This window comes from Pseudomonas sp. GL_090 (genome assembly GCF_057837765.1).
Map to the genome: position 1 here is coordinate 1557501 of NZ_CM174452.1, position 22057 is coordinate 1579557.

Annotated in this window: 22 protein-coding genes and 2 rRNA genes (1 of these 24 running past the window's edge); 14 read left to right on the forward strand and 10 right to left on the reverse strand. The window is 59.3% G+C overall.

All coding sequences use genetic code 11. The annotated features are described in order from the left end of the window. From AC3ITA_RS06915 to AC3ITA_RS06930, 4 genes are all read left to right on the forward strand, one after another. Positions 1-1268 (forward strand): 23S ribosomal RNA (locus AC3ITA_RS06915) (it extends 1624 nt beyond the left edge of the window). A 156-nt stretch (positions 1269-1424) separates the two neighbouring features. Then, positions 1425-1540, forward strand: a 5S ribosomal RNA gene (gene rrf / locus AC3ITA_RS06920). A 158-nt stretch (positions 1541-1698) separates the two neighbouring features. Then, a complete protein-coding gene (locus AC3ITA_RS06925) occupies positions 1699-2625 on the forward strand; it encodes a LysR substrate-binding domain-containing protein (RefSeq protein ID WP_095945381.1) in 927 nt (308 codons plus the stop codon). A 57-nt stretch (positions 2626-2682) separates the two neighbouring features. Beyond that, positions 2683-3048: a 5-carboxymethyl-2-hydroxymuconate Delta-isomerase gene (locus AC3ITA_RS06930; RefSeq protein WP_095945380.1), complete on the forward strand. Its 366-nt coding sequence runs from the start codon at positions 2683-2685 to the stop codon at positions 3046-3048. A gap of 3 nt (positions 3049-3051) precedes the next feature. On the opposite strand, the gene AC3ITA_RS06935 is transcribed toward AC3ITA_RS06930, so the two are convergent. The 3 genes from AC3ITA_RS06935 to AC3ITA_RS06945 form a co-directional block, all read right to left on the reverse strand. After that, positions 3052-3990 (reverse strand): LysR family transcriptional regulator, encoded by a 939-nt coding sequence (locus AC3ITA_RS06935; RefSeq protein ID WP_150673558.1) that lies wholly within the window; start codon positions 3988-3990, stop codon positions 3052-3054. A gap of 114 nt (positions 3991-4104) precedes the next feature. After that, positions 4105-5022: a DMT family transporter gene (locus AC3ITA_RS06940; RefSeq protein WP_489279841.1), complete on the reverse strand. Its 918-nt coding sequence runs from the start codon at positions 5020-5022 to the stop codon at positions 4105-4107. A 13-nt stretch (positions 5023-5035) separates the two neighbouring features. Further along, on the reverse strand, positions 5036-6220 hold the full coding sequence (locus AC3ITA_RS06945; RefSeq protein ID WP_489279843.1) for a cyanate transporter: 1185 nt from the start codon (positions 6218-6220) through the stop codon (positions 5036-5038). Between the two features lie 472 nt (positions 6221-6692). Here AC3ITA_RS06945 and AC3ITA_RS06950 point away from each other — a divergent pair, with 472 nt between their 5' ends. From AC3ITA_RS06950 to AC3ITA_RS06975, 6 genes are all read left to right on the forward strand, one after another. Then, a complete protein-coding gene (locus AC3ITA_RS06950) occupies positions 6693-8075 on the forward strand; it encodes a glutamine synthetase family protein (RefSeq protein WP_414929228.1) in 1383 nt (460 codons plus the stop codon). A 190-nt stretch (positions 8076-8265) separates the two neighbouring features. Continuing rightward, positions 8266-9915: a phosphoethanolamine transferase gene (locus AC3ITA_RS06955; RefSeq protein WP_095945374.1), complete on the forward strand. Its 1650-nt coding sequence runs from the start codon at positions 8266-8268 to the stop codon at positions 9913-9915. A 72-nt stretch (positions 9916-9987) separates the two neighbouring features. Continuing rightward, positions 9988-10650, forward strand: coding sequence for a class I SAM-dependent methyltransferase (locus AC3ITA_RS06960; protein WP_489279844.1), 663 nt, complete (start codon positions 9988-9990; stop codon positions 10648-10650). Between the two features lie 123 nt (positions 10651-10773). After that, positions 10774-11907 carry a ribonuclease D gene (gene rnd / locus AC3ITA_RS06965; RefSeq protein ID WP_095945372.1) on the forward strand — a complete coding sequence of 378 codons (1134 nt, stop codon included), beginning with the start codon at positions 10774-10776 and terminating at the stop codon, positions 11905-11907. After that, positions 11904-12197: a YcgL domain-containing protein gene (locus tag AC3ITA_RS06970; protein WP_033048390.1), complete on the forward strand. Its 294-nt coding sequence runs from the start codon at positions 11904-11906 to the stop codon at positions 12195-12197. The genes rnd and AC3ITA_RS06970 overlap by 4 nt, the downstream gene beginning before the upstream one ends. Positions 12198-12317: 120 nt before the next feature. Then, positions 12318-13250 (forward strand): D-2-hydroxyacid dehydrogenase, encoded by a 933-nt coding sequence (locus tag AC3ITA_RS06975; protein ID WP_095945371.1) that lies wholly within the window; start codon positions 12318-12320, stop codon positions 13248-13250. A 122-nt stretch (positions 13251-13372) separates the two neighbouring features. On the opposite strand, the gene AC3ITA_RS06980 is transcribed toward AC3ITA_RS06975, so the two are convergent. Next, positions 13373-13966 carry a nitroreductase family protein gene (locus tag AC3ITA_RS06980; RefSeq protein WP_095945370.1) on the reverse strand — a complete coding sequence of 198 codons (594 nt, stop codon included), beginning with the start codon at positions 13964-13966 and terminating at the stop codon, positions 13373-13375. Positions 13967-14130: 164 nt separating this feature from the next. On the opposite strand from AC3ITA_RS06980, the gene AC3ITA_RS06985 reads away from it, so the two are divergent. Together AC3ITA_RS06985 and AC3ITA_RS06990 are read left to right on the forward strand one after the other, a co-directional pair. Next, positions 14131-14580 (forward strand): YcgN family cysteine cluster protein, encoded by a 450-nt coding sequence (locus AC3ITA_RS06985; protein ID WP_095945369.1) that lies wholly within the window; start codon positions 14131-14133, stop codon positions 14578-14580. Between the two features lie 28 nt (positions 14581-14608). Then, the gene (locus AC3ITA_RS06990) at positions 14609-15838 is read left to right on the forward strand and encodes a hypothetical protein (RefSeq protein WP_489279846.1); all 1230 of its coding nucleotides are present in this window, start codon (positions 14609-14611) and stop codon (positions 15836-15838) included. Between the two features lie 112 nt (positions 15839-15950). On the opposite strand, the gene AC3ITA_RS06995 is transcribed toward AC3ITA_RS06990, so the two are convergent. From AC3ITA_RS06995 to AC3ITA_RS07010, 4 genes are all read right to left on the reverse strand, one after another. Further along, the gene (locus AC3ITA_RS06995; protein WP_414929232.1) at positions 15951-16328 is read right to left on the reverse strand and encodes a YgaP family membrane protein; all 378 of its coding nucleotides are present in this window, start codon (positions 16326-16328) and stop codon (positions 15951-15953) included. 79 nt (positions 16329-16407) lie between these two features. Beyond that, positions 16408-16878 (reverse strand): RNA methyltransferase, encoded by a 471-nt coding sequence (locus AC3ITA_RS07000; RefSeq protein ID WP_046043857.1) that lies wholly within the window; start codon positions 16876-16878, stop codon positions 16408-16410. A gap of 212 nt (positions 16879-17090) precedes the next feature. After that, positions 17091-17462, reverse strand: coding sequence for a YajD family HNH nuclease (locus tag AC3ITA_RS07005; RefSeq protein WP_007944009.1), 372 nt, complete (start codon positions 17460-17462; stop codon positions 17091-17093). Positions 17463-17512: 50 nt separating this feature from the next. After that, a complete protein-coding gene (locus tag AC3ITA_RS07010) occupies positions 17513-18199 on the reverse strand; it encodes a spermidine synthase (protein WP_046043858.1) in 687 nt (228 codons plus the stop codon). 95 nt (positions 18200-18294) lie between these two features. Here AC3ITA_RS07010 and AC3ITA_RS07015 point away from each other — a divergent pair, with 95 nt between their 5' ends. Further along, complete coding sequence (locus tag AC3ITA_RS07015; RefSeq protein WP_008049201.1) at positions 18295-18585, forward strand: hypothetical protein; 291 nt, start codon at positions 18295-18297, stop codon at positions 18583-18585. Here AC3ITA_RS07015 and AC3ITA_RS07020 read toward each other — a convergent pair. Beyond that, positions 18582-19055, reverse strand: coding sequence for a cyclic nucleotide-binding domain-containing protein (locus AC3ITA_RS07020; RefSeq protein ID WP_489279848.1), 474 nt, complete (start codon positions 19053-19055; stop codon positions 18582-18584). The two genes, AC3ITA_RS07015 and AC3ITA_RS07020, sit on opposite strands and share 4 nt — an antisense overlap. A gap of 205 nt (positions 19056-19260) precedes the next feature. After that, entirely contained in the window at positions 19261-21315 is a 2055-nt protein-coding gene (locus tag AC3ITA_RS07025) for a S9 family peptidase (protein WP_095945365.1), read from the reverse strand. 213 nt (positions 21316-21528) lie between these two features. Here AC3ITA_RS07025 and AC3ITA_RS07030 point away from each other — a divergent pair, with 213 nt between their 5' ends. Next, on the forward strand, positions 21529-22026 hold the full coding sequence (locus AC3ITA_RS07030) for an MFS transporter (protein ID WP_095945364.1): 498 nt from the start codon (positions 21529-21531) through the stop codon (positions 22024-22026). The last annotated feature ends 31 nt before the right edge of the window (positions 22027-22057 follow it).

Here is a 22057-nt window from a genome sequence, read left to right on the forward strand (position 1 = left end):
AATACCAAGGCGCTTGAGAGAACTCGGGTGAAGGAACTAGGCAAAATGGCACCGTAACTTCGGGAGAAGGTGCGCCGGTGAGGGTGAAGGACTTGCTCCGTAAGCCCACGCCGGTCGAAGATACCAGGCCGCTGCGACTGTTTATTAAAAACACAGCACTCTGCAAACACGAAAGTGGACGTATAGGGTGTGACGCCTGCCCGGTGCCGGAAGGTTAATTGATGGGGTTAGCTAACGCGAAGCTCTTGATCGAAGCCCCGGTAAACGGCGGCCGTAACTATAACGGTCCTAAGGTAGCGAAATTCCTTGTCGGGTAAGTTCCGACCTGCACGAATGGCGTAACGATGGCGGCGCTGTCTCCACCCGAGACTCAGTGAAATTGAAATCGCTGTGAAGATGCAGTGTATCCGCGGCTAGACGGAAAGACCCCGTGAACCTTTACTATAGCTTTGCACTGGACTTTGAATTTGCTTGTGTAGGATAGGTGGGAGGCTTTGAAGCGTGGACGCCAGTTCGCGTGGAGCCAACCTTGAAATACCACCCTGGCAACTTTGAGGTTCTAACTCAGGTCCGTTATCCGGATCGAGGACAGTGTATGGTGGGTAGTTTGACTGGGGCGGTCTCCTCCTAAAGAGTAACGGAGGAGTACGAAGGTGCGCTCAGACCGGTCGGAAATCGGTCGTAGAGTATAAAGGCAAAAGCGCGCTTGACTGCGAGACAGACACGTCGAGCAGGTACGAAAGTAGGTCTTAGTGATCCGGTGGTTCTGTATGGAAGGGCCATCGCTCAACGGATAAAAGGTACTCCGGGGATAACAGGCTGATACCGCCCAAGAGTTCATATCGACGGCGGTGTTTGGCACCTCGATGTCGGCTCATCACATCCTGGGGCTGAAGCCGGTCCCAAGGGTATGGCTGTTCGCCATTTAAAGTGGTACGCGAGCTGGGTTTAGAACGTCGTGAGACAGTTCGGTCCCTATCTGCCGTGGACGTTTGAGATTTGAGAGGGGCTGCTCCTAGTACGAGAGGACCGGAGTGGACGAACCTCTGGTGTTCCGGTTGTCACGCCAGTGGCATTGCCGGGTAGCTATGTTCGGAAAAGATAACCGCTGAAAGCATCTAAGCGGGAAACTTGCCTCAAGATGAGATCTCACTGGGACCTTGAGTCCCCTGAAGGGCCGTCGAAGACTACGACGTTGATAGGTTGGGTGTGTAAGCGCTGTGAGGCGTTGAGCTAACCAATACTAATTGCCCGTGAGGCTTGACCATATAACACCCAAGCAATTTGACTACTCGAAAGAGCATCAGATTGCGGTGTGTGAAGACGAAACGAACCGAAAGTTCGAGATGCTCACAAAACACCTGCTGTCACATACCCAATTTGCTGAAGCGCGGCCAACCGGCCACGATTCGGTACCCGAATTTCTTGACGACCATAGAGCGTTGGAACCACCTGATCCCATCCCGAACTCAGCAGTGAAACGATGCATCGCCGATGGTAGTGTGGGGTTTCCCCATGTGAGAGTAGGTCATCGTCAAGATTAAATTCCGAAACCCCAATTGCGAAAGCAGTTGGGGTTTTGTTTTTGTCCGCGGAAAAGTTCGTACACCGTATCAGACTATTGAACCTGAGTCGGATAGACGGCAGTCCCATCCGCTACCTAAACTGTCAGCAGATTTGGGGATCGGGGGGCAGTGGATGAATCGCAACGAACTTCGCAAGGCGGATATCAACCTGATGGTGGTATTCGAAACGCTGATGCTCGAGCGCAATGTCACTCGGGTGGCGGAGAAGCTGTTTCTCGGTCAGCCGACCATCAGTTCGGCGCTCAACCGCTTGCGTGCGATGTTCAATGATCCGCTGTTCATACGCGTTGGCCATCGCATGGAGCCGACGGCAAGGGCCGAGGAGATCATCAGGCACTTGTCGCCGGCGCTGGACTCCTTGTCCGTGGCCTTGAGCCTGACCCATGATTTTGACCCGGCCAGCAGCACGATGTCATTCCGCATAGGGTTGTCCGACGATGTCGAGTTCGGGCTGTTGCCGCCATTGCTGCGAGCGTTGCGCCAGGAAGCGCCCAACGTCGTGTTCGTTGTGCAGCATGTCGATTACTGGCGGATTCCCGACTTGCTCGCGTCCGGCGATATCACGGTGGGTATCAGCCAGACCCGTGGCTTGCCGGCCAATGCCAAGCGCAAGTTGCTGCGGCACATCCAGCCCAGCATTTTACGCGCCGATGCCTCTGACACACCGCTGACCCTCGATGAATATTGCGCGCGACCGCACGTGCTGGTGTCCCATACCGCCAACGTCAGTGGCTACGCCGACGAGTGGCTGGCGGACATCGGCCGTACGCGCCAGGTGGTGCTCTCGGTACCGCAATACAGCTCTTTGCCAGCCCTGCTTGCCGGGACGGACCTGATTGCCAGCCTGCCGGACTACACCGCCGAGGCGATGGCGGCATCGGGAGTGCTGTTCAAGGAACCCTTTCCCATCCAGACACCTACCCTGGACCTGTCCATGGTCTGGCTCAGTCATGTCGATAGCGACCCTGCCGAGCGCTGGTTGCGCTCGCGCCTGGAAGCCTTCATGAGTGAGCGTGCCGTTTTGCCACTGCCTGAATGAACGGGGCGGTGCTGTGTTATATGTACGACCTCTCCACCCACTTACAGGAACTGACTCATGCCTCACCTGCACATGGAATACACCGCCAACCTGACTGATCTGAATGCCGATGTGGCATTGATGCGGTTGAACAATACGTTGGTGGGTTCCGGTCAGTTTGCTGCCGAATTCGACATCAAGAGTCGCGCGGTCAAGGTCAATACATTCAAGGTCGGCACAGCACTGGCTGAGCGGGCGTTCGTGCATGTGAAACTGGCGCTGTTGAGTGGTCGTTCCGCTGAGATCAAAAAACAGCTGTCTGAAAGCCTGCTGGCGGTGGTGCGGGACCTGTGTGAGTGGCCGAGCAGCATTGAGGTCCAGTTGTGCGTGGAAATTCTCGACATTGATCGCGACTCCTACAGCAAGACCGCCATTAACAACTGAACATCAGGCTGATTCCTGCTCGACGCAGGCCTGGATCACTTGCGTTCGCAACCAGGTGCTGGCGCTGTCCTGATCGACACCCTGGCTCCACTGCATGTCGAGGGTGAAACCTGGCAAGCCTTCGGGCGCTTCACAGTGCTTGAAGGTGTCTGCACTGGCCAGCAATCGCTGGATGCGCCGGGGCAGGGTCAGGACATAGTCGGTGCCGGTAATCAGCTTCAGCGCTGCACTGTAGCTGTTGGCGCGTGCAACGATCTGGCGCTGTTGTGCCTGCTGCGCGAGCCAGCCATCGACCATGTTGGTGGCGGACGTCCAGGGTGTCGGGAACACGTGTCGACGTTCGACATAGGTTTGCAGGCTCAGACGTGGTTCCGCCGGCGTGGCGCGTTTGTCGAACACACACACCAGGTCATCTTCGAGCAGCGTTTGTGATTTGAAATCGACGTGACTGCGATGAAAGTTCGGGCCGAAGCACATCACCAGGTCCAGGCTGCCTTCGCGCAACGCTTCGGCAGGGATATCGGTCTGGAGCTTGAACACATTGACCATCACTGGAAGATCGGCGAGGTCGAAGGTTTTCAACAGGCGCGGCAGGATCAGTTGCTCGAAGTATTCCGGTGCGCAGATGTTGAAGGTCACCGGCTGCAGGCCGGGGTCGAACGTGGGTAAGCCGGCGTGACACAGGTTGATGCTATCCAGGATTTTCAGCACGTGAGGGTACATCGCGCCGGCCTTGCCGGTGGGCTGCATGCCGCCGGTACGGGTATTGATGAACAGTTCGTCCTCGAAACTGGTGCGCAGCTTTTTCAAGCAGTAACTCACCGTGGACTGACTGACGCAGAGCGTCTCGGATACGACGGTGACGCTGTTCTGCTCATACACGGCGACGAACACCATGAGGTCCTGCATGTCGAGTTTTCTAAGCGAATTACTGTTGAGCATCCATTCCATCTCGCTACGTCCCTTGTACTGACCATGCGCAAGGGTGGGTGAATTATCCTAGCGGAATGAGCGAGCAGGGAAAATGCCTTGCAGGACGTTTCGCCCAAGACCCTGTCAGCCCTGGACGATCGCCGACACGGCGCGGCGGCTGGACATCAATAACGCGAACATGCCGAGGCCTACCAGCACCGCGCCGGCCACTTCCAGCGGCAGCGGCATCTGGCGCCCCCATAGCCAGTGAAACAAGGTGAGGAACAGCGTGCTCAGGTAGATATAGGAAATCACCGAGGACGGTGCGATCACGCCGATGGCCCGGTGCAGCAACCAGAACGTCGCCAGTGTGGCGAACACCGCCAGGTACATCAGCCAATAGAAATCGTTGAGCGTCAGTAATGATGCCGAGCGCCAACCGCCACTCAATCCACAGAACACCAGCAGGAACAGTGCACCGAACAGCATGTTCCAGAACGTCATGGGCACGGGGCCGCGTCCCTTGAGGCTATCGGCTTTCAGGCGATGGCTGAGGGGCGCGTAGAGCGCCATCGCCAGGCAACCGATGCCGTACACCATCAATGCATGGGGCGATGGCAACTCGCCGGGGCCGGTGCCTTTCATGATCAACAAAACCGCCCCGGCAGCGGCGAGCAGCATCGGCACAATCCGTTGTTTCAGACGGCTGTCAGGTGTCAGCACGGCTTCGAAACACAGGGTCATCAGCGGCACCAGTGTGAACATCGTCCCGATGTTGACGGCTGAGGTGTAGCGCAATGCTTCGAACAGCGAACCGAAGTACAGCGCCAGCAGCAGGCCGAGCACAGCATGGCCGAACAGCGCGCGGGCGGTCATGACGGCATTGCCTTTTAGCAGCAACAATGGCAGAAACACCAAGGCGCAAAACAGCAGGCGCAAACCGGTCAGCAGAATCGGGTCGATGGCCTGGCTCACTTGTGCCGCCGCGGAAAACGATGCGGCGATCAACAAGGCCCAAAGCAGCATGCTGGCGTGAGCGACGGCGAAACCGGTGGATTTCATGGCAGGCTCCGGGTCAATGGATGTGGCGGGTGTAGTGCCTTGGGTTGAAACGCAGAACCATCAACATCATCAGCGCCATGACCGCCGTCAGCGACCACCAGGCCCATTCAAAGCTGCCGAGCCGGTCGCGGATGACCCCCGCCAGCAGCGGCGACAGGCCGGCGATCAAGTAGCCGATGCCTTGAACGAATGCGGTCAGGCCACCGGCACGCAATGGATTGTCCAGGTGATCCAGCGATACGATCAGGCTCATCGGGAACAGGCCGCCAATGCCCAGCCCCAGCAGGCATGGCCACATCAGGCTCAAATGCCCAGGGCTCAGAATCAGTCCGCAGAATCCGGCGATGATCAGTGCCAGCAATACCATCAGCACGACGCGGCGGTCGCGGCTGCGATTGGCGATGACGGGCGTCAGCAGGCCCGACAGCACTTCCATGGCGGTCAGAAACCCGAGCAGCAATCCGGCGTGCTGTTCGCTCCAGCCCTTTTCCACGTAGTACGGCGCCAGCCAGGCCAGAACACAGGTGTAGGACGCAGTGCCCAGGCCAAAGAAAATCGCGAGTAACCACGCGCGAGAATTGGCGAAGTACGAACCTTTGCTGGATGCCCTCGAATCCAGTGTTGGCATCCCCGCGCTTTGGCTGCGCCAGAAGAGCAATGCCAGCACGGCGAGAACGGCCCAGATCGCCAGGCCTATACGCCAGCTGCCGGTACGCTCCATCACCAGCGGCGCAAAGGAGGCACCCAAGGCGGCACCGCCCATGATCGACGTGACGTAGAGCCCCATGCACAGGGCAACGTGGTCGCTGAAGCGGGATTTGATCAGCGCCGGCATCAGGGCCTGGATCAGGGCGATCCCGATACCTGCCAGCACGGCGCTCAATAGCAGCTCCGCGGCTGAATCAAGGAACAAGCGCGAAACCGTGGCCACGCCGATGATCAGCAACGAGAACACCACCGTGCGCTGCTCGCCGAGTCGCTGGCTGATGCGCAGGCCGACAAACATCGCCAGTCCCATGGCCGTCACCGGCAACATGGTCAGCAGTGAAGCCTGACTGAAGCTCAGCGTAATGTTGTCGCGAATCGCCGAGAGCAGAGGCCCGACAGCCGCCATGGAAGGGCGCAGGTTCAGGGCAGCCAGGACAATGCTGAACATGAACCAGAGGGCAGGGCGGGAAGTGGCTCGGGTGTTTTCCATGATCGGACCTTGAACAGAAGGGTTCCGATTAGGCGCGCGAGGCCTGGAGGCGGCAAATCAGAAACTCCGGCGAAGTATTTGGAAATTAAATACACGTCGCAGCCAAATGTTTAGTCAGACGATATCCAAGGTTCTTCAAATCCTGATTTAACGACTTAAGCCATCGTGTGAGTCTGCGGGTCATCTGTTTTCTGCGGTTCTCTCTATGGACGGTTGGCCAGTCGCAATCCACTTCAAGGCATCCATCGACGCTCGGGCGTCGAGCCTTGGTCGTCGATTCACGCCAGCCACCGCGCCAAACCTCTCTGCACTTCCTTCTGAACTGGCTTTTTGGGCGCTGTGGCATTGCCGCCATGCGCGCCCGCCGGATTCCTGCTTTTTCCGCTGATTGTTCCTACATATTCCGCTCGATGGCGGGATTAAAGTGCGGGTGCTTTTGCGTACCTGTCTGACACGGAAAAAGAGAGTTCCCATGAGTTGTGCCACGACCTCGTTTGCCACCAAGCAAGAAGCGCTGACCTTTCTGGAGCAGAACCCGGATATTGAAATGTTCGAGCTGTTCATCCTCGACAACAACGGTGTGCCGCGGGGCAAGCTGCTGCATCGTGATGAGTTGCTGACGGTGTATGAAAGCGGGCGGCCATTGCCGAGTACAATCCTCGGCCTGACCATCAACGGCGATGACGTGGAGAACTCCGGGCTGGTCTGGGATGTCGGTGATATCGACTGCCGCGCCTACCCGATCAGCGGCAGCCTCACGCGTATGCCGTGGCGCCTGATACCGACCGCGGCCGTGCAGGTCAGCATGCACCCGACTGAGGGAATGCCCGCCACCATTGCCGATCCCCGCCACTTGCTGGCTAAAGTCATCGAAGGTTTGCAGGCTGAAGGTTATTACCCGGTCATGGCGGCGGAACTGGAGTTCTACCTGTTGGATCAGCAACGCGACAGCAATGGCCGGCCGCAACCGGCACGGGATGTCGATGGCGGACGTCCGCACGGCACTCAGGTCTATGGGTTGCGTGAACTTGAACAGATCGAGCCGTTCCTGGCCGACCTCTATAGCGCCTGCAAGCTCCAGGGGATTCCGGCGCGCACGGCCATTTCCGAATACGCGCCGGGGCAAGTGGAAATCACCCTCGAGCACCGCTGCGACGCACTACAGGCGATGGATGAAGCGGTGCGCTACAAGCGTCTGGTCAAGGGTGTGGCGCACAAGCACGGCATGACAGCCTGCTTCATGGCCAAGCCTTTCGATGACCTGGCCGGCACCGGGATGCACATGCACGTGAGCCTGGCGGACAAGGACGGCAACAACCTCTTCGCCAGTGAAGCCCCGGATGGAACGCCGCTGCTCAAGCAGGCCGTTGCCGGCATGCTCAGCACCTTGCTCGATTCGCTGTTGCTGTTCTGCCCCAACGCCAACTCTTACCGTCGATTCCAGGCCAATAGCTATGCGCCCCTGGCGGCCACCTGGGGCGTGGACAATCGCACCGTGAGCCTGCGCGTACCTGGCGGGCCGGCGTATTCCCGGCACATCGAACATCGAATCTGTGGCGCGGATGCCAACCCCTATCTGGCAGCTGCGGCGATTCTGGCCGGTATTCATCGCGGTATCCGCGAACAACTCGACCCTGGTGCGCCGGTGGAAGGCAACGGCTACGCCCAGGCCACGAAACTGTTGCCGACAGACTGGCTGACCACCTTGCGATCGCTGGAGGGTTCAAGTTGGGCCAGGGAAGCCTTCGGCGGTGAATTCCTCGGCGTCTACCTGGCGGTGAAACGCGCTGAATATCGTCAATTCATGGGGGAGGTCGGTGAGCAGGACTGGCGTTGGTATTTGCACCAGGCTTGAGTCGACGCTAAGCCAGAGCTGAAACATTCTCAAATAGTCTGTAAGTGTAAGGCGGGATAAGTAAGCCAACTAATTGTTGGCTTCTTTTTCACAAAAAATTGATGGTTGGCTACCTAAAATTAGAGCTGTCTCGGTAAATGAAATTTTCACATTTGCCGAAGACACCTTTTTTCAGGACCCGCCGAATCTCATGCTTAAGATTAAAGCCGTGCGCCCCGAATGGGTGACACTGATTGCCAGTGCTTTTTTGTTAGTTGGCTTCAATTTTGTACTCTGGCAGCACCTGTTCGAAATCACTGCATCCGATGGCAAAGGCATCGTCATGCGTGTGGCCTTTGGGGTGATGATCTTCGCAGCGTTCAACATTGTGCTGACCCTGCTGGCATTCCGGTCGGTGCTCAAGCCGGTCCTGATCCTGCTGTTCATGACCAGCGCGGGCGTGGCGTATTTCATGAGCCAGTATGGTGTTCTTATCGACACCGGCATGTTGCGTAACTTCGCTGAAACCAATGCTACGGAAGTGCGCGACTTACTGTCGCCAAAGTTGTTTGTTTATATTGTGCTGCTCGGCATTTTACCGTCCTGGCTATTGTGGAAGGCGCCGATTAATTATCGTCGCTGGCACCGTGAACTACTCAGTAAAGTTCTGGTGATTTTTGCCTCGGCAGCGGTCATTGGCGGTGTTGCACTGGTTAACTATCAAGGCCTGTCTTCGCTGTTTCGCAATCACCACGAGTTGCGCCTGATGGTGGTGCCAAGCAACTACATTGGTGCCACGTCCGGTTTCTTGCGCGAGAAAGTAGCGACTGCGCGGCAACCCTTTGTCAAGATCGGTGAAGATGCCCGGCTTAATCCGGTCTGGCAAACTCACGGACGCAAATCCCTGACAGTACTTGTCGTGGGTGAAAGTGCCAGGGCTGAGAACTTCGGCATCCTTGGCTATAGCCGCGACACTACTCCGAAACTGAGTAAGGAAGATGGTCTGATCGCTTTCACCGATGTGCATTCCTGCGGAACTGAAACCGCCGTATCGGTGCCTTGCATGTTCTCCAACATGGGGCGCAAGGACTACAACGCCAGCATGGCAAAAAACGAAGAAGGCCTGCTGGACGTGCTCAAGCATGCGGGTATTGACGTGATCTGGCGTGACAACCAGTCAGGCTGCAAAGGTACCTGCGATCGCGTCACCGTTGAAGACGTCAGCAATCTGAAGGACCCGGCGCTGTGCGCCAACAGCGAATGCCGTGACGAAATCCTGCTGCAAGGCCTGCAACACTTCATCGATACCCTGGACAAGGACACGGTACTGGTATTGCACCAGATGGGCAGCCACGGTCCGGAATACTTCAAGCGTTATCCGAAAGAGTTCGAGCGCTTCACTCCGGTTTGCGAGAGTAATGCCCTGAACAATTGCAGTCGCGAAAGTATCGTCAATGGCTACGACAACACCCTGGTCTATACCGACCATGTGCTGTCGACCCTGATCGATCTGCTTCGCAGCAACCAGGACAAAGTGGATACCGCGATGCTGTATCTGTCTGACCACGGCGAGTCCCTGGGTGAATACAACTTGTTCCTCCACGGCACGCCTTACATGCTGGCACCGGAGCAGCAAAAGCATGTAGCCATGTTTGCCTGGTTCTCCGACAGCTATAAAAAGTCCTTTGCGGTAGATACCCACTGTCTGCAACAGGGCCGTGAAAAGCCCCTGAGCCAGGACAACCTGTTCCATTCGATGCTTGGGCTTCTGGAGGTCAACAGCAAGGTCTACAACCAGGATCTGGACATGTTTACCGGATGTCGTGGTCCAGTGACTGACGGCGTGTTGGCCAAGGATTGAGTACTCCGATTCTGTTTCACGCGGCGGCCGCAGATCTGCGGCCGGTAGAACTATCACCAAGAGCCATTGCACATGTCCGCTCAGCCTCCATCCGCCATCGAGCTTGAGATCGCCCGGCACTACGACCAGGAGCACGCGCGCGTTTGCCTTCAGCCGCAAGCGCCGAGTCTGGCCGGGCGCTTGGCGCTCTGGCGTGAGGAGCGTCTGGTGCGCAATGCACTCAAGGTCGCTGGCGAGCCTGGTCTGATCCTTGATGTGGCTTGTGGTGTGGGACGTTTTTGGCCAGTGCTGGCCGAGCACGCGAATCGGGTGATCCTCGCAACGGATCCGTCCCAGGACATCCTCGATCATGCCCGGACACATCATTCGCAGAGCCTGTTGAAGCGGGTCAAGACCTTTCAAAGCTCCGCGTTCTCGATTGGCTTGTCGGAGAATGCGGTTGACTGTATTTTCTGCATGCAATTGTTCCAGCACCTCCATAACCCGGAACATCGTCTGGCGATGCTGGGTGAGTTTTACCGGGTCAGTCGCGATACGGTGATAGTCGCGCTACGCCTCGATGGCCTTTTCAAGGGCGCGCATTCAGGCGTGGAGGGCGTTCCGGTCCGGCCGTTGCCGAGCAAGACCGGATTGGAACGCGAGTTCAGGCAGGCGGGGTTTCGTTTGCTCAGCCATCAGGACTTTTTCCCCGGTTGCGCGCGGATGCGGATCTACGTGCTGGGTAAGACCAGCTAGCCCGACGTTGTCGGACTATTCTGTATGTCACGTAGTAAATTTCGCTAACGCTCTTGTTCAGTGGATGCGCGGAAATCGCCGGGGGCGATATATACTGCGCGCCATTCTTCAAGGGAGAGCCGTGTGGCCATCGATATTCACTGGATTCGCGACAACGATAGCCTCGGACGGTTGTGCGCCGAGTGGCAACAGTTGCCATTCGTTGCCCTCGACACCGAATTCATGCGGGTCGACACCTTCTACCCAATCGCCGGCCTGCTGCAGATCGGAGACGGTGTTCGCGCCTATCTGATCGACCCGCTGACCATCGACAACTGGCAGCCATTGGCCGCGTTGCTGGAAAACCCGGCGGTGCTCAAGGTTGTCCACGCGTGCAGCGAAGACCTCGAAGTTCTGCTACGTCTGACCGGAAGCCTGCCGGTGCCGCTGTTCGATACGCAACTCGCTGCCGCTTACCTGAACCTTGGTTTTTCCATGGGCTATTCGCGATTGGTGCAGGAAGTGCTCGGCATCGACCTGCCCAAGGGTGAAACCCGTTCCGACTGGCTGCAACGTCCGCTTTCCGAAACCCAGATCAGCTATGCGGCCGAAGACGCCGTGCATTTGGCTGAAGTCTTCGTAAAGCTGCGTCCAAAGCTGTCTGACGACAAATGCGCCTGGGTCCTGGAAGACGGCGCCGAACTGGTGGCCAACCTGCGCCGCGAGATCGATCCGTACGAGGTCTATCGGGATGCCAAGCTGGCCTGGAAGCTGTCCCGCGCCCAACTTGCCGTTTTACGTGAGCTCTGCGCCTGGCGCGAAAAGGAAGCCCGGGCCCGTGACCTGCCGCGCAACCGGATTATCCGCGAACATTCGTTGTGGCCGCTGGCGCGTACGCAACCGGATAACCTCGGCGCCCTGGCGAAAATCGAAGACATGCACCCGCGTACCGTGCGTCAGGACGGCGAGTTTCTGCTTGATCTGATCAAGCGCTCTGGCAGTGTGTCGCCTGATCAGTGGCCGCCAGCCGTGCCGGAGCCGTTGCCGGTGGATGCCGCTGCACTGCTCAAACAAATGAAGGCCATAGGCCAGGCCGAAGCCGAGCGCCTGAACATCGCGCCGGAACTGATGCTGCGCAAGAAAACCCTGGAAGCGCTGCTCAAAAGCGGCTTCCCCAATGGTCCCTACCAATTGCCTGATTCGCTGCGTGGCTGGCGCCGCGAGTTGATGGGCCAGGCGCTGCTCGACAGCCTGGCCACCGCCGGAGAACAGCCTTGAAACGTATTTGTTCCATCTACCGCAGCTCGAAGAGAAACGAAATGTACCTGTATGTGCTCAAGAGCGATGCTCTGGAGCGCGTGCCGGACCCCCTGATGGCAGCCTTCGGCAAGGCCATCCACGCGTTCGACCTGGTGCTGAGCCCCGAGCGCAAGCTGTCGCGCGAGGACATCGCGGTCGTGCTGGAAAACCTCGAAAAACAGGGCTATCACCTGCAAATGCCACCTGCCGAAGACGAGTACATCGAGCATTTGCCGGAAGAGTTGTTGCGTCGCAACGATCCGGTGTGAGCGGCAGACAGGCTCTGTTCAGAGTGGTTATGAAACACTGATTGATTTTAGCGATGGCCGCATCGACGGATGCACAGCACTGTCGGCGGCCGTCTGCACCGTTTTTGAAAGGTTTGAAGCATGCGCGTCCTGATTGCTGAACACGACTACCCCGTGTACGCCCAACTGTTGCGCGAGGCGGCACCGGACCTGGAGGTGCTGACCAGCGGTGATTCCGCCGAACTGGCCAGCCAGGCCGGCGATTGCCCGGTGTGGCTCGGCCAGCCTGATTTGCTGGCGACCCTGTTACGCCAGGGCCATCAGCCGCAATGGCTGCAATCGACCTGGGCCGGCATCACGCCGCTGCTGGCCGATGGCTTGCCGCGGCACTATCGGCTGACCCGTGCAGTCGGAATCTTCGGCCAGGTCATGGCCGAGTACGTGCTCACGTACATGCTCGGTCACGAACGTGAAGTGCTGGCGCGGTTGGTCAGCCAGGTCGAGCGCAAGTGGGACAGTCGCCATGGCCAGAGCCTGGCGGGGCGCAAGGTGTTGATCGTCGGCACCGGTGATATCGGTCAAAGTGTGGCGCAGTTCCTCGTGCCATTCGGCGTCGAGTTGTATGGCGTGGCCAGTAGCGCGCGGGAACAGGCGCCGTTTATCGAAGTTGGTTCGATGGCGGATTTGCCGCGGTTGGTCGGTGAAGTCGATTACGTGGTCAATCTGCTGCCAAACACTGCGCAAACCCACGATGTCTACGATGCGGCGCTGTTCAAGCAATTCAAGCCGACCGGGTTGTTCATCAACGCCGGGCGCGGTGTGGCAGTGGTCGATGCGGATCTGGTGGATGCCTTGAAGGAAGGGCATCTGGCGGGCGCCGTGATCGACGTGTGCCGTCAGGAACCCTTGCCCCAGCGACATCCGTTCTGGACGGCCTGGGGCCTGCTGCTGACGGGGCACAGCTCGGCACCGACTTCGCCGTCGATGATGGTGAAGCTGTTTGTCGAGAACCTGCGGGCTTATGAGGCGGGAGAGGCATTGCGCGGGGAAGTGGATTTCGAACGCGGTTACTGAAATCACCACTACCCAATGTGGGAGCGAGCCTGCTCGCGATAGCGGTGTGTCATTCGCATTAACGTTGACTGACACGGCCTCATCGCGAGCAGGCTCACTCCCACATTGCTATGTGTAGTGGCTTAGAGGGTGAAGTCACCTTCGGCCGCCAACTCGCTCAACGGACGACGCGGGCTGGGTTCTTCACGGGCTTGCAGGTAATCCGCCAGGCTGGCCTTGTCCCCCAGCTTGCCCACCGCGACGGCCGCGTGCAGTGCGTAGCCTTCGGGAATGTTCAGCTCCTTGCGGGTCAGCTCCTGGTCGAAACCGGCCATGCCGTGGGTGTGCCAGCCGCTCAGGCTCGCTTGCAAGGCCAGGTGGCCCCAGGCGGAGCCGGTGTCGAAGGTGTGCCACAGGGCCGGGGTTTCTTCGCTGGCGCCGGGTGCGGTGAAGGTGGTTTTCGAAATCACGATCACCAGGGCCGATGCATGTTGCGCCCAGCTGCGGTTGAATTCGTTCAGCAGACCCAGGTAACGCTCCCAGTTCGGCGTATCGCGACGTGCGTAAAGGAAGCGCCAGGGTTGCGAGTTGTAGGCCGAGGGTGCCCAGCGGGCGGCTTCGAAGAAGCTCAGCAGGGTTTCCTCTGGAATCGTTTCGCCGGTGAAGGCGCGGGGCGACCAGCGATCGGTGAACTGAGGGTGAATGGCGTAATCGGCAACGCGTGGGTTGGCACTCATCAAGAGATTCCTGGCTACGTTTGAAAGTGGGAGCAACGCAAAACCCTACTTGGCAGCGCAAAAACTGACAAGCCCGTTCTACCGACAGTCGCCAATGCTTGGCCCGCGGGGCTACGGGCACTAGACTGGCGGCCTTTTCACCACCTGATGTCGATACCCGAACCATGGCCGCCAAAGTAGAACCGTTCTGGATACGCAAGACCCTCGATCAACTCGATCAGGAGGAATGGGAGTCGCTGTGCGACGGCTGTGGATTGTGCTGCCTGCAAAAGCTTGAAGACGAAGACGACAACAGCGTCTATTACACGCGCATCGCCTGCAAACTGCTGGACCTGAAAACCTGCCAGTGCAAGGACTATCCCAACCGTCGAGACTCCGTTCCGGACTGTATCCAGCTCACGCCGGGCAAGGCCGACGAATTCAAATGGCTGCCGCCGACCTGTGGCTATCGCCTGGTCAGCGAAGGCAAGGACCTGCCGTTGTGGCATCACCTGGTGTGCGGTGATCGCGATGCCGTTCATCACGAGCGGATTTCCCAGTCCGGGCGCATGCTCGCCGAAGGCAGCGTGCCGGAAGATGACTGGGAAGATCACCTGATTTTTCGCGCGGGCTGATTGCCTGACGTTTCGCGAAGGAGTGTGTATGGCTGTGGGGTGGCGGCAGGCATGTGTCGTGGGATTACTGGTCGTGAGTTCGCCCGCATGGGCTGCGAACAAGGTCAATCTGGATTATCACGTGCGGCTGTTGCCCCAGAGCGATCAGGCCGAGGTGCGCCTGACGCTCGCCCGGGGTTCGGCGGTGCGCAGCCTGGATTTCGACCTTGGCGACGGTAGCCACTACAGTGATTTCAAGGCTGACGGCCAATGGCAACTGACCCCGGGCAAAGCGGTGCGCGGTGTCTGGCATCCGACCGCCGACAAAGCCAGCCTGACCTACCGCGTGAACATCAACCACGGCCGCAAGAACGGCGGCTTCGACACGCGCATGACGCCAAACTGGGCGTTGATGCGCGGCGACGATCTGGTGCCGGCTGCCAGGCTCGATCAACAGGACGGCATCGAACTGGTTGCACGCCTCGAATTCGAGCTGCCCGGTGGCTGGAAAAGCGTTGAAACCGCGTGGCCACGAATCGGCCCGAACAAATTCCGTATCGATAACCCTTCCCGACTGTTCGACCGGCCCACGGGCTGGATGCTCGCTGGCCAGCTCGGCAGTCGCCGTACTCGTCTGGGCGAGACCGAAGTCACCGTTGCTTCGCCGCTGGGGCAGGGCATGCGACGTATGGATGTGCTGACGCTGCTGACCTTCGTCTGGCCGCAAGTGCAGGCGCTGTATCCGCGACACCCGGGCAAACTGCTGATCGTCGGGGCCAATGACCCCATGTGGCGCGGCAGCCAGTCGGCGCACGAGTCGATCTACCTCAACAGTCGCCTGCCGTTGGTCAGCGAAAGCGGTACCAGTGCCCTGGTCCGTGAGTTGGCCCAGATGTTCGGGCGGATCAACGGCACCCAACGCAGTGACTGGATCGGCGAAGGCTTTGCCGAGTATTACGCCATCGAACTGGTGCGCCGGGCCGGCGGCATGAGCGATGAGCGCTACGAAAACCTGCACGGCAAACTGGTCAGGAGCAGCCAGAAAGTCACCACGCTGCGCGGTGAGCAGGTCGGCCCGGCGCAGGTGGCCAGGGCGGTGGTGTTGCTGCAGGAACTGGATCGCGAGATTCGCCTGAAAACCCACAACAAGCGTTCGCTGGACGACGTGCTGCGCGGGGCGATACGGCTGGGGGATATCGATACCAAAGCGGTTGTTCAGCTCAGCGAGAGCGTGATCGGTGGTTCTTCAAAAGTGCTGAATACCGAGTTGATTCAGTAGCACCGCCATCGCGAGCAGGCTCGCTCCCACATTTGGTCTGCGTCGTACACAAATCCCCTGTGGGAGCGAGCTTGCTCGCGATGAGGCCAGATGCTTCAGCGCAAATCCAGGATCAAGCCCCGGCCTTCGGCGACTTCAAGGAATCATTCCCGGTAACGGTCGCGGTTTTGGTCGCTGCATCGGCATTGGCCTTCAACTGGCTCAACTCTTCACCCGCCCGCTGGATTTTCGCCCGCACGTTGTTCATGTCCTGACGGCCTTTCTCCAGCAGGCTTTTCGCCGAGCTGTGGCCGGTAATACCACGGGCCAGGGCCACGCCGCCGATGGCCACCTGGATCAGGCCAAAGATCCCGCCACGACGCAGGCCCTTGCCCACCATCACCACGCCGCCGGCCAGGGAGCCGACGCGCTCCCAGCCCTGCACGTTCTGCTCGGAAGGGCTCTGGAATGGGGTGGATTCGATACGCTCGACGCGTTTGAGTTCGCTCATGGTCTGTCTCCAGGCTTCAGGGATCGATAGTCAAGCTGACTGCCAGGGCGGGCAGCTTGTTCAATCGGATGTGCGGCGATTAGCGGAATTTTGGCCCGGAACGGGTATTGAGCCCCTTGGACAGGCGGTCATAGAGCACGACGTTGACCGTGGCGGCCAGGTTCATGCAGCCGGTGGTCGGAATGTAGACCACGTCTTCGCACCAGTCGCGAATCTCTTTATCCAGCGATCCGTCTTCCGGGCCGAAGATGTAGAGCGCGCGATCGGGGTGGGTGTATTCCGGCAACGGGCGGGCGCCCTCGACCAGTTCCACGGCGACGGGCACACAATTGAGGGGCAGGATTTTCTTCAGGTCGTCGATGCCGATCAGCGGGATGTCGTAGTGCACGCGCTTGGTATCGGTGACGAAGTCGGCGGCGCGCTCATAGCGCTTGCCGGTGTAGAACACCGACGCCACGCCGTAACAGCCGGCGGCGCGCATCACCGAACCGACGTTCTCCGGTGACTTGGGGTTATACAAACCAATGCAGCTGTACCGTTTGTCTGCCACGAGCGGGGTGCCTTTCGGGAAAAAAGCGCGATTATACGGGGATTGGGCGGCAGCGGTCAGTTTGGAGATTGGCGGTGGCAGGGCTATTGCTATCGCGAGCAAGCTCGCTCCCACAGTTGACCGAGGTGTCCTGACGGGCGCAGAACAATGTGGGAGCGAGCTTGCTCCGGGCGGCGTTCCGACGATGAGGTCAGATCAAGCCCTGAAAATCTTCAGTCTTCTTTCTTCATCAACCCGGCGAGCGCCGCAAACGGGTTGTGCGTGGCCTTGGCGATTTTCGGCGTGCTCAGCGAGCCTTCGCCGAAATACTGCTGGTCGGTATAACGCGAGTGCTCGTTATCGTGGCAGTACAGGCACAACAGCTCCCAGTTCGAGCCGTCCTGCGGGTTGTTGTCGTGGTTGTGGTCGCGGTGGTGCACGGTCAGTTCGCTCAGACGCTTGCCGGAGAACTCACGGGCGCAGCGGCCACAGACGTGCGGGTACATCTTCAGGGCCTTGTCGCGGTAGCCCATTTCCTTGTCGCGCTGGTTGTCGGCGAGGATGCGATCCAGCTTTGAAGTGTTGGTCGGGGTGGACGAACTCATGGGTTCACCTTTGTAGAAAGACTAATGACGGTTATAGGGTGAAGTTTAGCCTAGCCCTTGAGCTTCTCGGCAATCCAGATGGTGTGGCGGGTGCCCTTGTTGCCGTGGGCGAAGACCTGCACTTCCTCGGCCTTGAAACCCGCCTTCTTCAGTTTGTCGGAAAATTGCCGGTCAGCACTGGCCGACCAGACGGCCAGCACGCCTTTTGGTCTCAGGGCCTTGGCGCAGGCGCTCAGGCCGCCGGCGGAGTACAGCCAGCTGTTGGCTTTCTGGGTCAGGCCTTCGGGACCGTTGTCGACGTCGAGCATGATCGCATCGAAACCCTGGGGCTCGGCCTGCAGGACTTTGGCCACGTCTTCCATGCGAATCACGGTCCGCGGGTCTTGAAGCGGGTTTCCGGCTTTCTCGCCGAGTGGCCCGCGATTCCATTCCACAACACCAGGCACCAATTCAGCGACCACCACTTCGGCGGTCTTGCCCAGGTGCTTGAGTGCCGAGGCGAGGGTGAACCCCATGCCCAGGCCGCCGATGAGCACCCGTGAATTCGGTCGACCGGCGACCTTGCGACACGGGATCTCGGCCAGGGCATCTTCGGAGCCGTGCATGCGCGTGTTCATCAATTGTCCGCCGTCGCCGCCCTGGATCTTGATGACAAAATCCTCGCCGTATTCGAACAGGCACAGGGCGCCGCCGTTTTCAGGGATGGGGGTGGTGTCCAGCAGAACGAAACGTTTCATGGGGCTCACTTGAAGAAAATTGGCAGAACTCGGGAGGGCAAACAGACGCAGTTGGGAGTAGCCTGTTTATGACGACAAGGCCAACGGAGCCATTGATGAAGCGCACCATTCTAACGGTCATTGCCCTGGCCGCGCTCTCGATAACTGCAGTGCAGGCTCAACAGCTGCAATCGATTCCCGTCAGCCCCGCGCCGATGCCCGGTTCACCCGGCACTGCGACGCCCACCCCGTACCCGCAGATCAGCCCGGCACCTTTGCCTAAAGTCGGCCCCGGCAGTAGCGGTCCGCCGTTGGTGCCAATTGAAATGCCGAGCCCCCCGACCAAGGACCAGCCCGTGCCGGGGATTGAGCCCAATCCGCCGAAAGTCAAGTCGCCGGGCGGCTAGACCTGCTGCGAAAGCAGTTGGCCGTCGGCCATGCGCAGGCGTTTGGAAAGGGACACGGCGAGGGCGCGGATGATCTTGGCGGCGATCTTCGGTGCGTCGTTGAGCATCTTTTCCAGCGAGTCCTTGCCCAGGTTGAGCAACTGGCAGTTGCTTGCAGCCAGGCAACTGGCTGAGCGCCGTTCGCCATCAAGCACGGCCATTTCGCCGAACGAGCGGCCGCTGCGCAACGTGGCGATGGTGACTCGCTGCCCGTCAGCGTTGGTTTTCTGCACTGCCACCTGACCGGTGTGGATGATGCACATGAAGCTGCCCGCATCGCCCTCCTGGAAGATCTCCTCGCCCTGGGCAATGGTGCTGATACTGAAGTACCCCGAAGCCGTGGCGAAGTCTGCCGGCAGCAGTTGATTGAACAGGCCGCAATCCATCAGCCAGTCGCGAATTTCGTTGTTCAGAAAGGTTGGTTCAGACATGTCGTCACGGTCTTTTTGTAGTGTCTGTTGTTCCGGGTATTGAATGGCCTTTGTAGGAGCGAGCCTGCTCGCGATGAGGCCGGCACATTCAATATTGATGTTGAATGCGCCACCGCTATCGCGAGCAGGCTCGCTCCTACAAGGGATACGGGTTGTATCGGCCGCCGGTGCGTGGAGTTAAGACCGGCACACCGCGCCAGGTTCCTCAGGCAATACCCAGAACCTTGAACAAAAATGCATATTCGAGTGCTACGTCACGCAATCCCTGATATCGACCGCTCATCCCGCCATGCCCGGCACCCAGTTCAGTCTTGAGCAGCAGGGGATGGCTGTCGGTCTTGGTCGCGCGCAATTTAGCCACCCACTTCGCCGCTTCCCAATACTGCACGCGGCTGTCGTTGTAGCCGGCGATCACCAGGGTCGCCGGATAAGCTTGCGCGGTGACGTTTTCGTACGGGGCGTAGGCCTTGATCCGATCATGGACGTCCGGTTCTTCAGGGTTGCCCCACTCGTCGTATTCCGTCACGGTCAATGGCAGGTCAGGGTCGAGCATGGTGTTGAGCACGTCGACGAACGGCACTTCGGCGATGGCGGCGCCAAACAGCTGCGGCCGTTGGTTGAGCACCGCGCCGATCAGCAAGCCGCCGGCGCTGCCGCCACTGATCGCCAACTGTGGTGCAGTGGTGAAACCTTGGGCGATCAGGTGTTCGGCGCAGGCGATAAAGTCGCTGAAAGTGTTGTGCTTGTGCTCCTGCTTGCCGGCGCGATACCAGGCTTCCCCCAGTTCGCCACCGCCACGCACGTGGGCAATGGCAAACGCCATACCGCGATCCAGCAGGCTCAGGCGCGCATGGGAAAACCACGGGTCGAGGCTTTCGCCATAGGCACCATAGCCGTAGAGGTACAACGGTACGGGTTTGCCCAAGTCTGCACGTTTGATCACCAGGCTGATGGGCACTTGCGTGCCGTCCGGCGCGGTGGCCCACAGGCGTTGGCTGACATAGGCGTCGGCATCGAAGGGGCCGAGCACCGGGGTTTGCTTGAGGACTTTCTGCTCGCCGGTCGCCAGTTCAAGCTGGCGGATTTGCGCCGGACGGTTCAACGCTTCGTAGCGCAGGCGAATCCGCTCGCTTTCGAACTCCAGGCTGTTTTGCACGTGCAGACTGTAGGCCGCATCCGGCAGTTGCACGCGATAAGGCGCCAGGCCTTGCGGGTGAACTTCAATGACCGGCAAGCCGCCAACCCGCAGGCTCAGGGTCATGGCCCCGGTGTTCAGGCTGATGCCGTCGATCATCACCGTGTCGCTGTGGGGGATCAGGTTCCGCCAGTCGGCTTCGGTGGGAGCGGCGCCGGTATCGACGGCGGTGTACAAGGCGAAATTGATACCGTCACGGTTGCTACGAATGAACCAGGTCCATTGACCGTCGAGCACACCGTGATCGACGTCGTACTCATGATCCTCGACACGTGGCGCGATGCAGATAAAGGCTTGCTGCGGCTGGTTGGCATCGAGGACCCAGGCTTCGCTGGTGGTCTTGCTGCCCACGGACAGCAGCAATTGCTGTTCGGAGCTTGAACGGTAGCAATGCATGAAGAAGCGCCCGTCCGGCTCATGGAACACTTCTTCGGCCGCCGTGCCGTCCAGGCGATAGCGGTATAGCTTGTGGGGGCGATGGGTGTCGTCCAGTTCGCCAAAGAACAACGTCAGGCTGTCGTTGGCCCAGGTCATGCTGCCGTCGCAGTCCTGGAATTCCAGTTCGCTGACACGTCCGTCGGACAATTCCTTCACGAACAGCGTGTAAATCTCATCGCCACTGGAATCGATGCTGTAGGCCAGGCGCTGATGGTCCGGGCTGATGCTGAACGCTCCGAGCGAAAAGAAGCCGCCGTCGGCCAGTTCGTTGGGGTCCAGCAGCAACTGTTCGCGGCTTTCGTCGAGGGTCAGGCTGTCATCGGCTGGACGCGGGCAGCGGTAGTGCCGAGCGTACTCATCGCCCGCCGTGGTGCGGGTGTAATACAGATAGGGTCCCCACGGCGAGGGCAGGGACAGATCGGTCTCGAGAATCCGCCCCTTGATCTCTTCGAACAGGGTTTCACGCAGCTCGGCCTGGTCGGCGGTTTGCGCTTCCTGATAGCTGTTTTCAGCCTTCAGGTAGTCAAGCACTGCCTTGGTGTCGCGTTCTTGCAGCCAGGCATACGGATCGGAGCCATCAGCCATGTGGGCAATCGGAGCGTCTTGAATGTTGGCGGATAGGGGCATGAAGGGCTCTCGAACAGTGTACGAAACAGGTTTGGAACCTGTGGGAGCGAGCCTGCTCGCGATGAGGCCAGTACATCCAATATTAATATTGACTGTCAGTCCGTCATCGCGAGCAAGTTCGCTCCCACAGGGTTATGTGTTTTGACCGAAGGCATTGATGCAGCCTGACGGGCGAAAAGCCGTTATCATAAGCGCCTCTTTGCCTGCCTTGCCATGGACACCATGACCGAGAACGACTATCTGATCGCTTGGGGCCTCTACGCCTTCGCCGCTTTGGGCTGCCTGTTGGTGTGGATGCGCTTGACCCGCTGGATGTGGCGTTGGCTGCGCGAGCCGCTGCGGCTGGCGATGGCCGTGTTGCTGTTCAGCCCGACCATCATCGACCCGGTGAAGGACAAAGTCGCACCGGCTGTCGCCATTACCGCCCTCGACCTGCTGTTCAAGGTCGGCAACAACGCCTGGCGGGCGATTTCCGATCTGTTCATGTACGGCATGATCGCGTTCGGCCTCTATCTGGTGCTGGTGGCTATCCGCTTCCCTATCGAACGCGCCTCCAACGCCCGCAAGGAACAGGCTGCCGCCGCCAAAGCCGCCGTTCGCGCCGACGAGTCTGAGGGTGATCAACCGTTCGGCGGTGCTGGCGATGATCGTTATGGTCGTCCACCGGTGCCGAGCAGCCCTCAGCGGATGCGAGTCGAACCCCGTCTGTAACCGTGCCCCTGCGATTGAGCGAGAGTCCGAG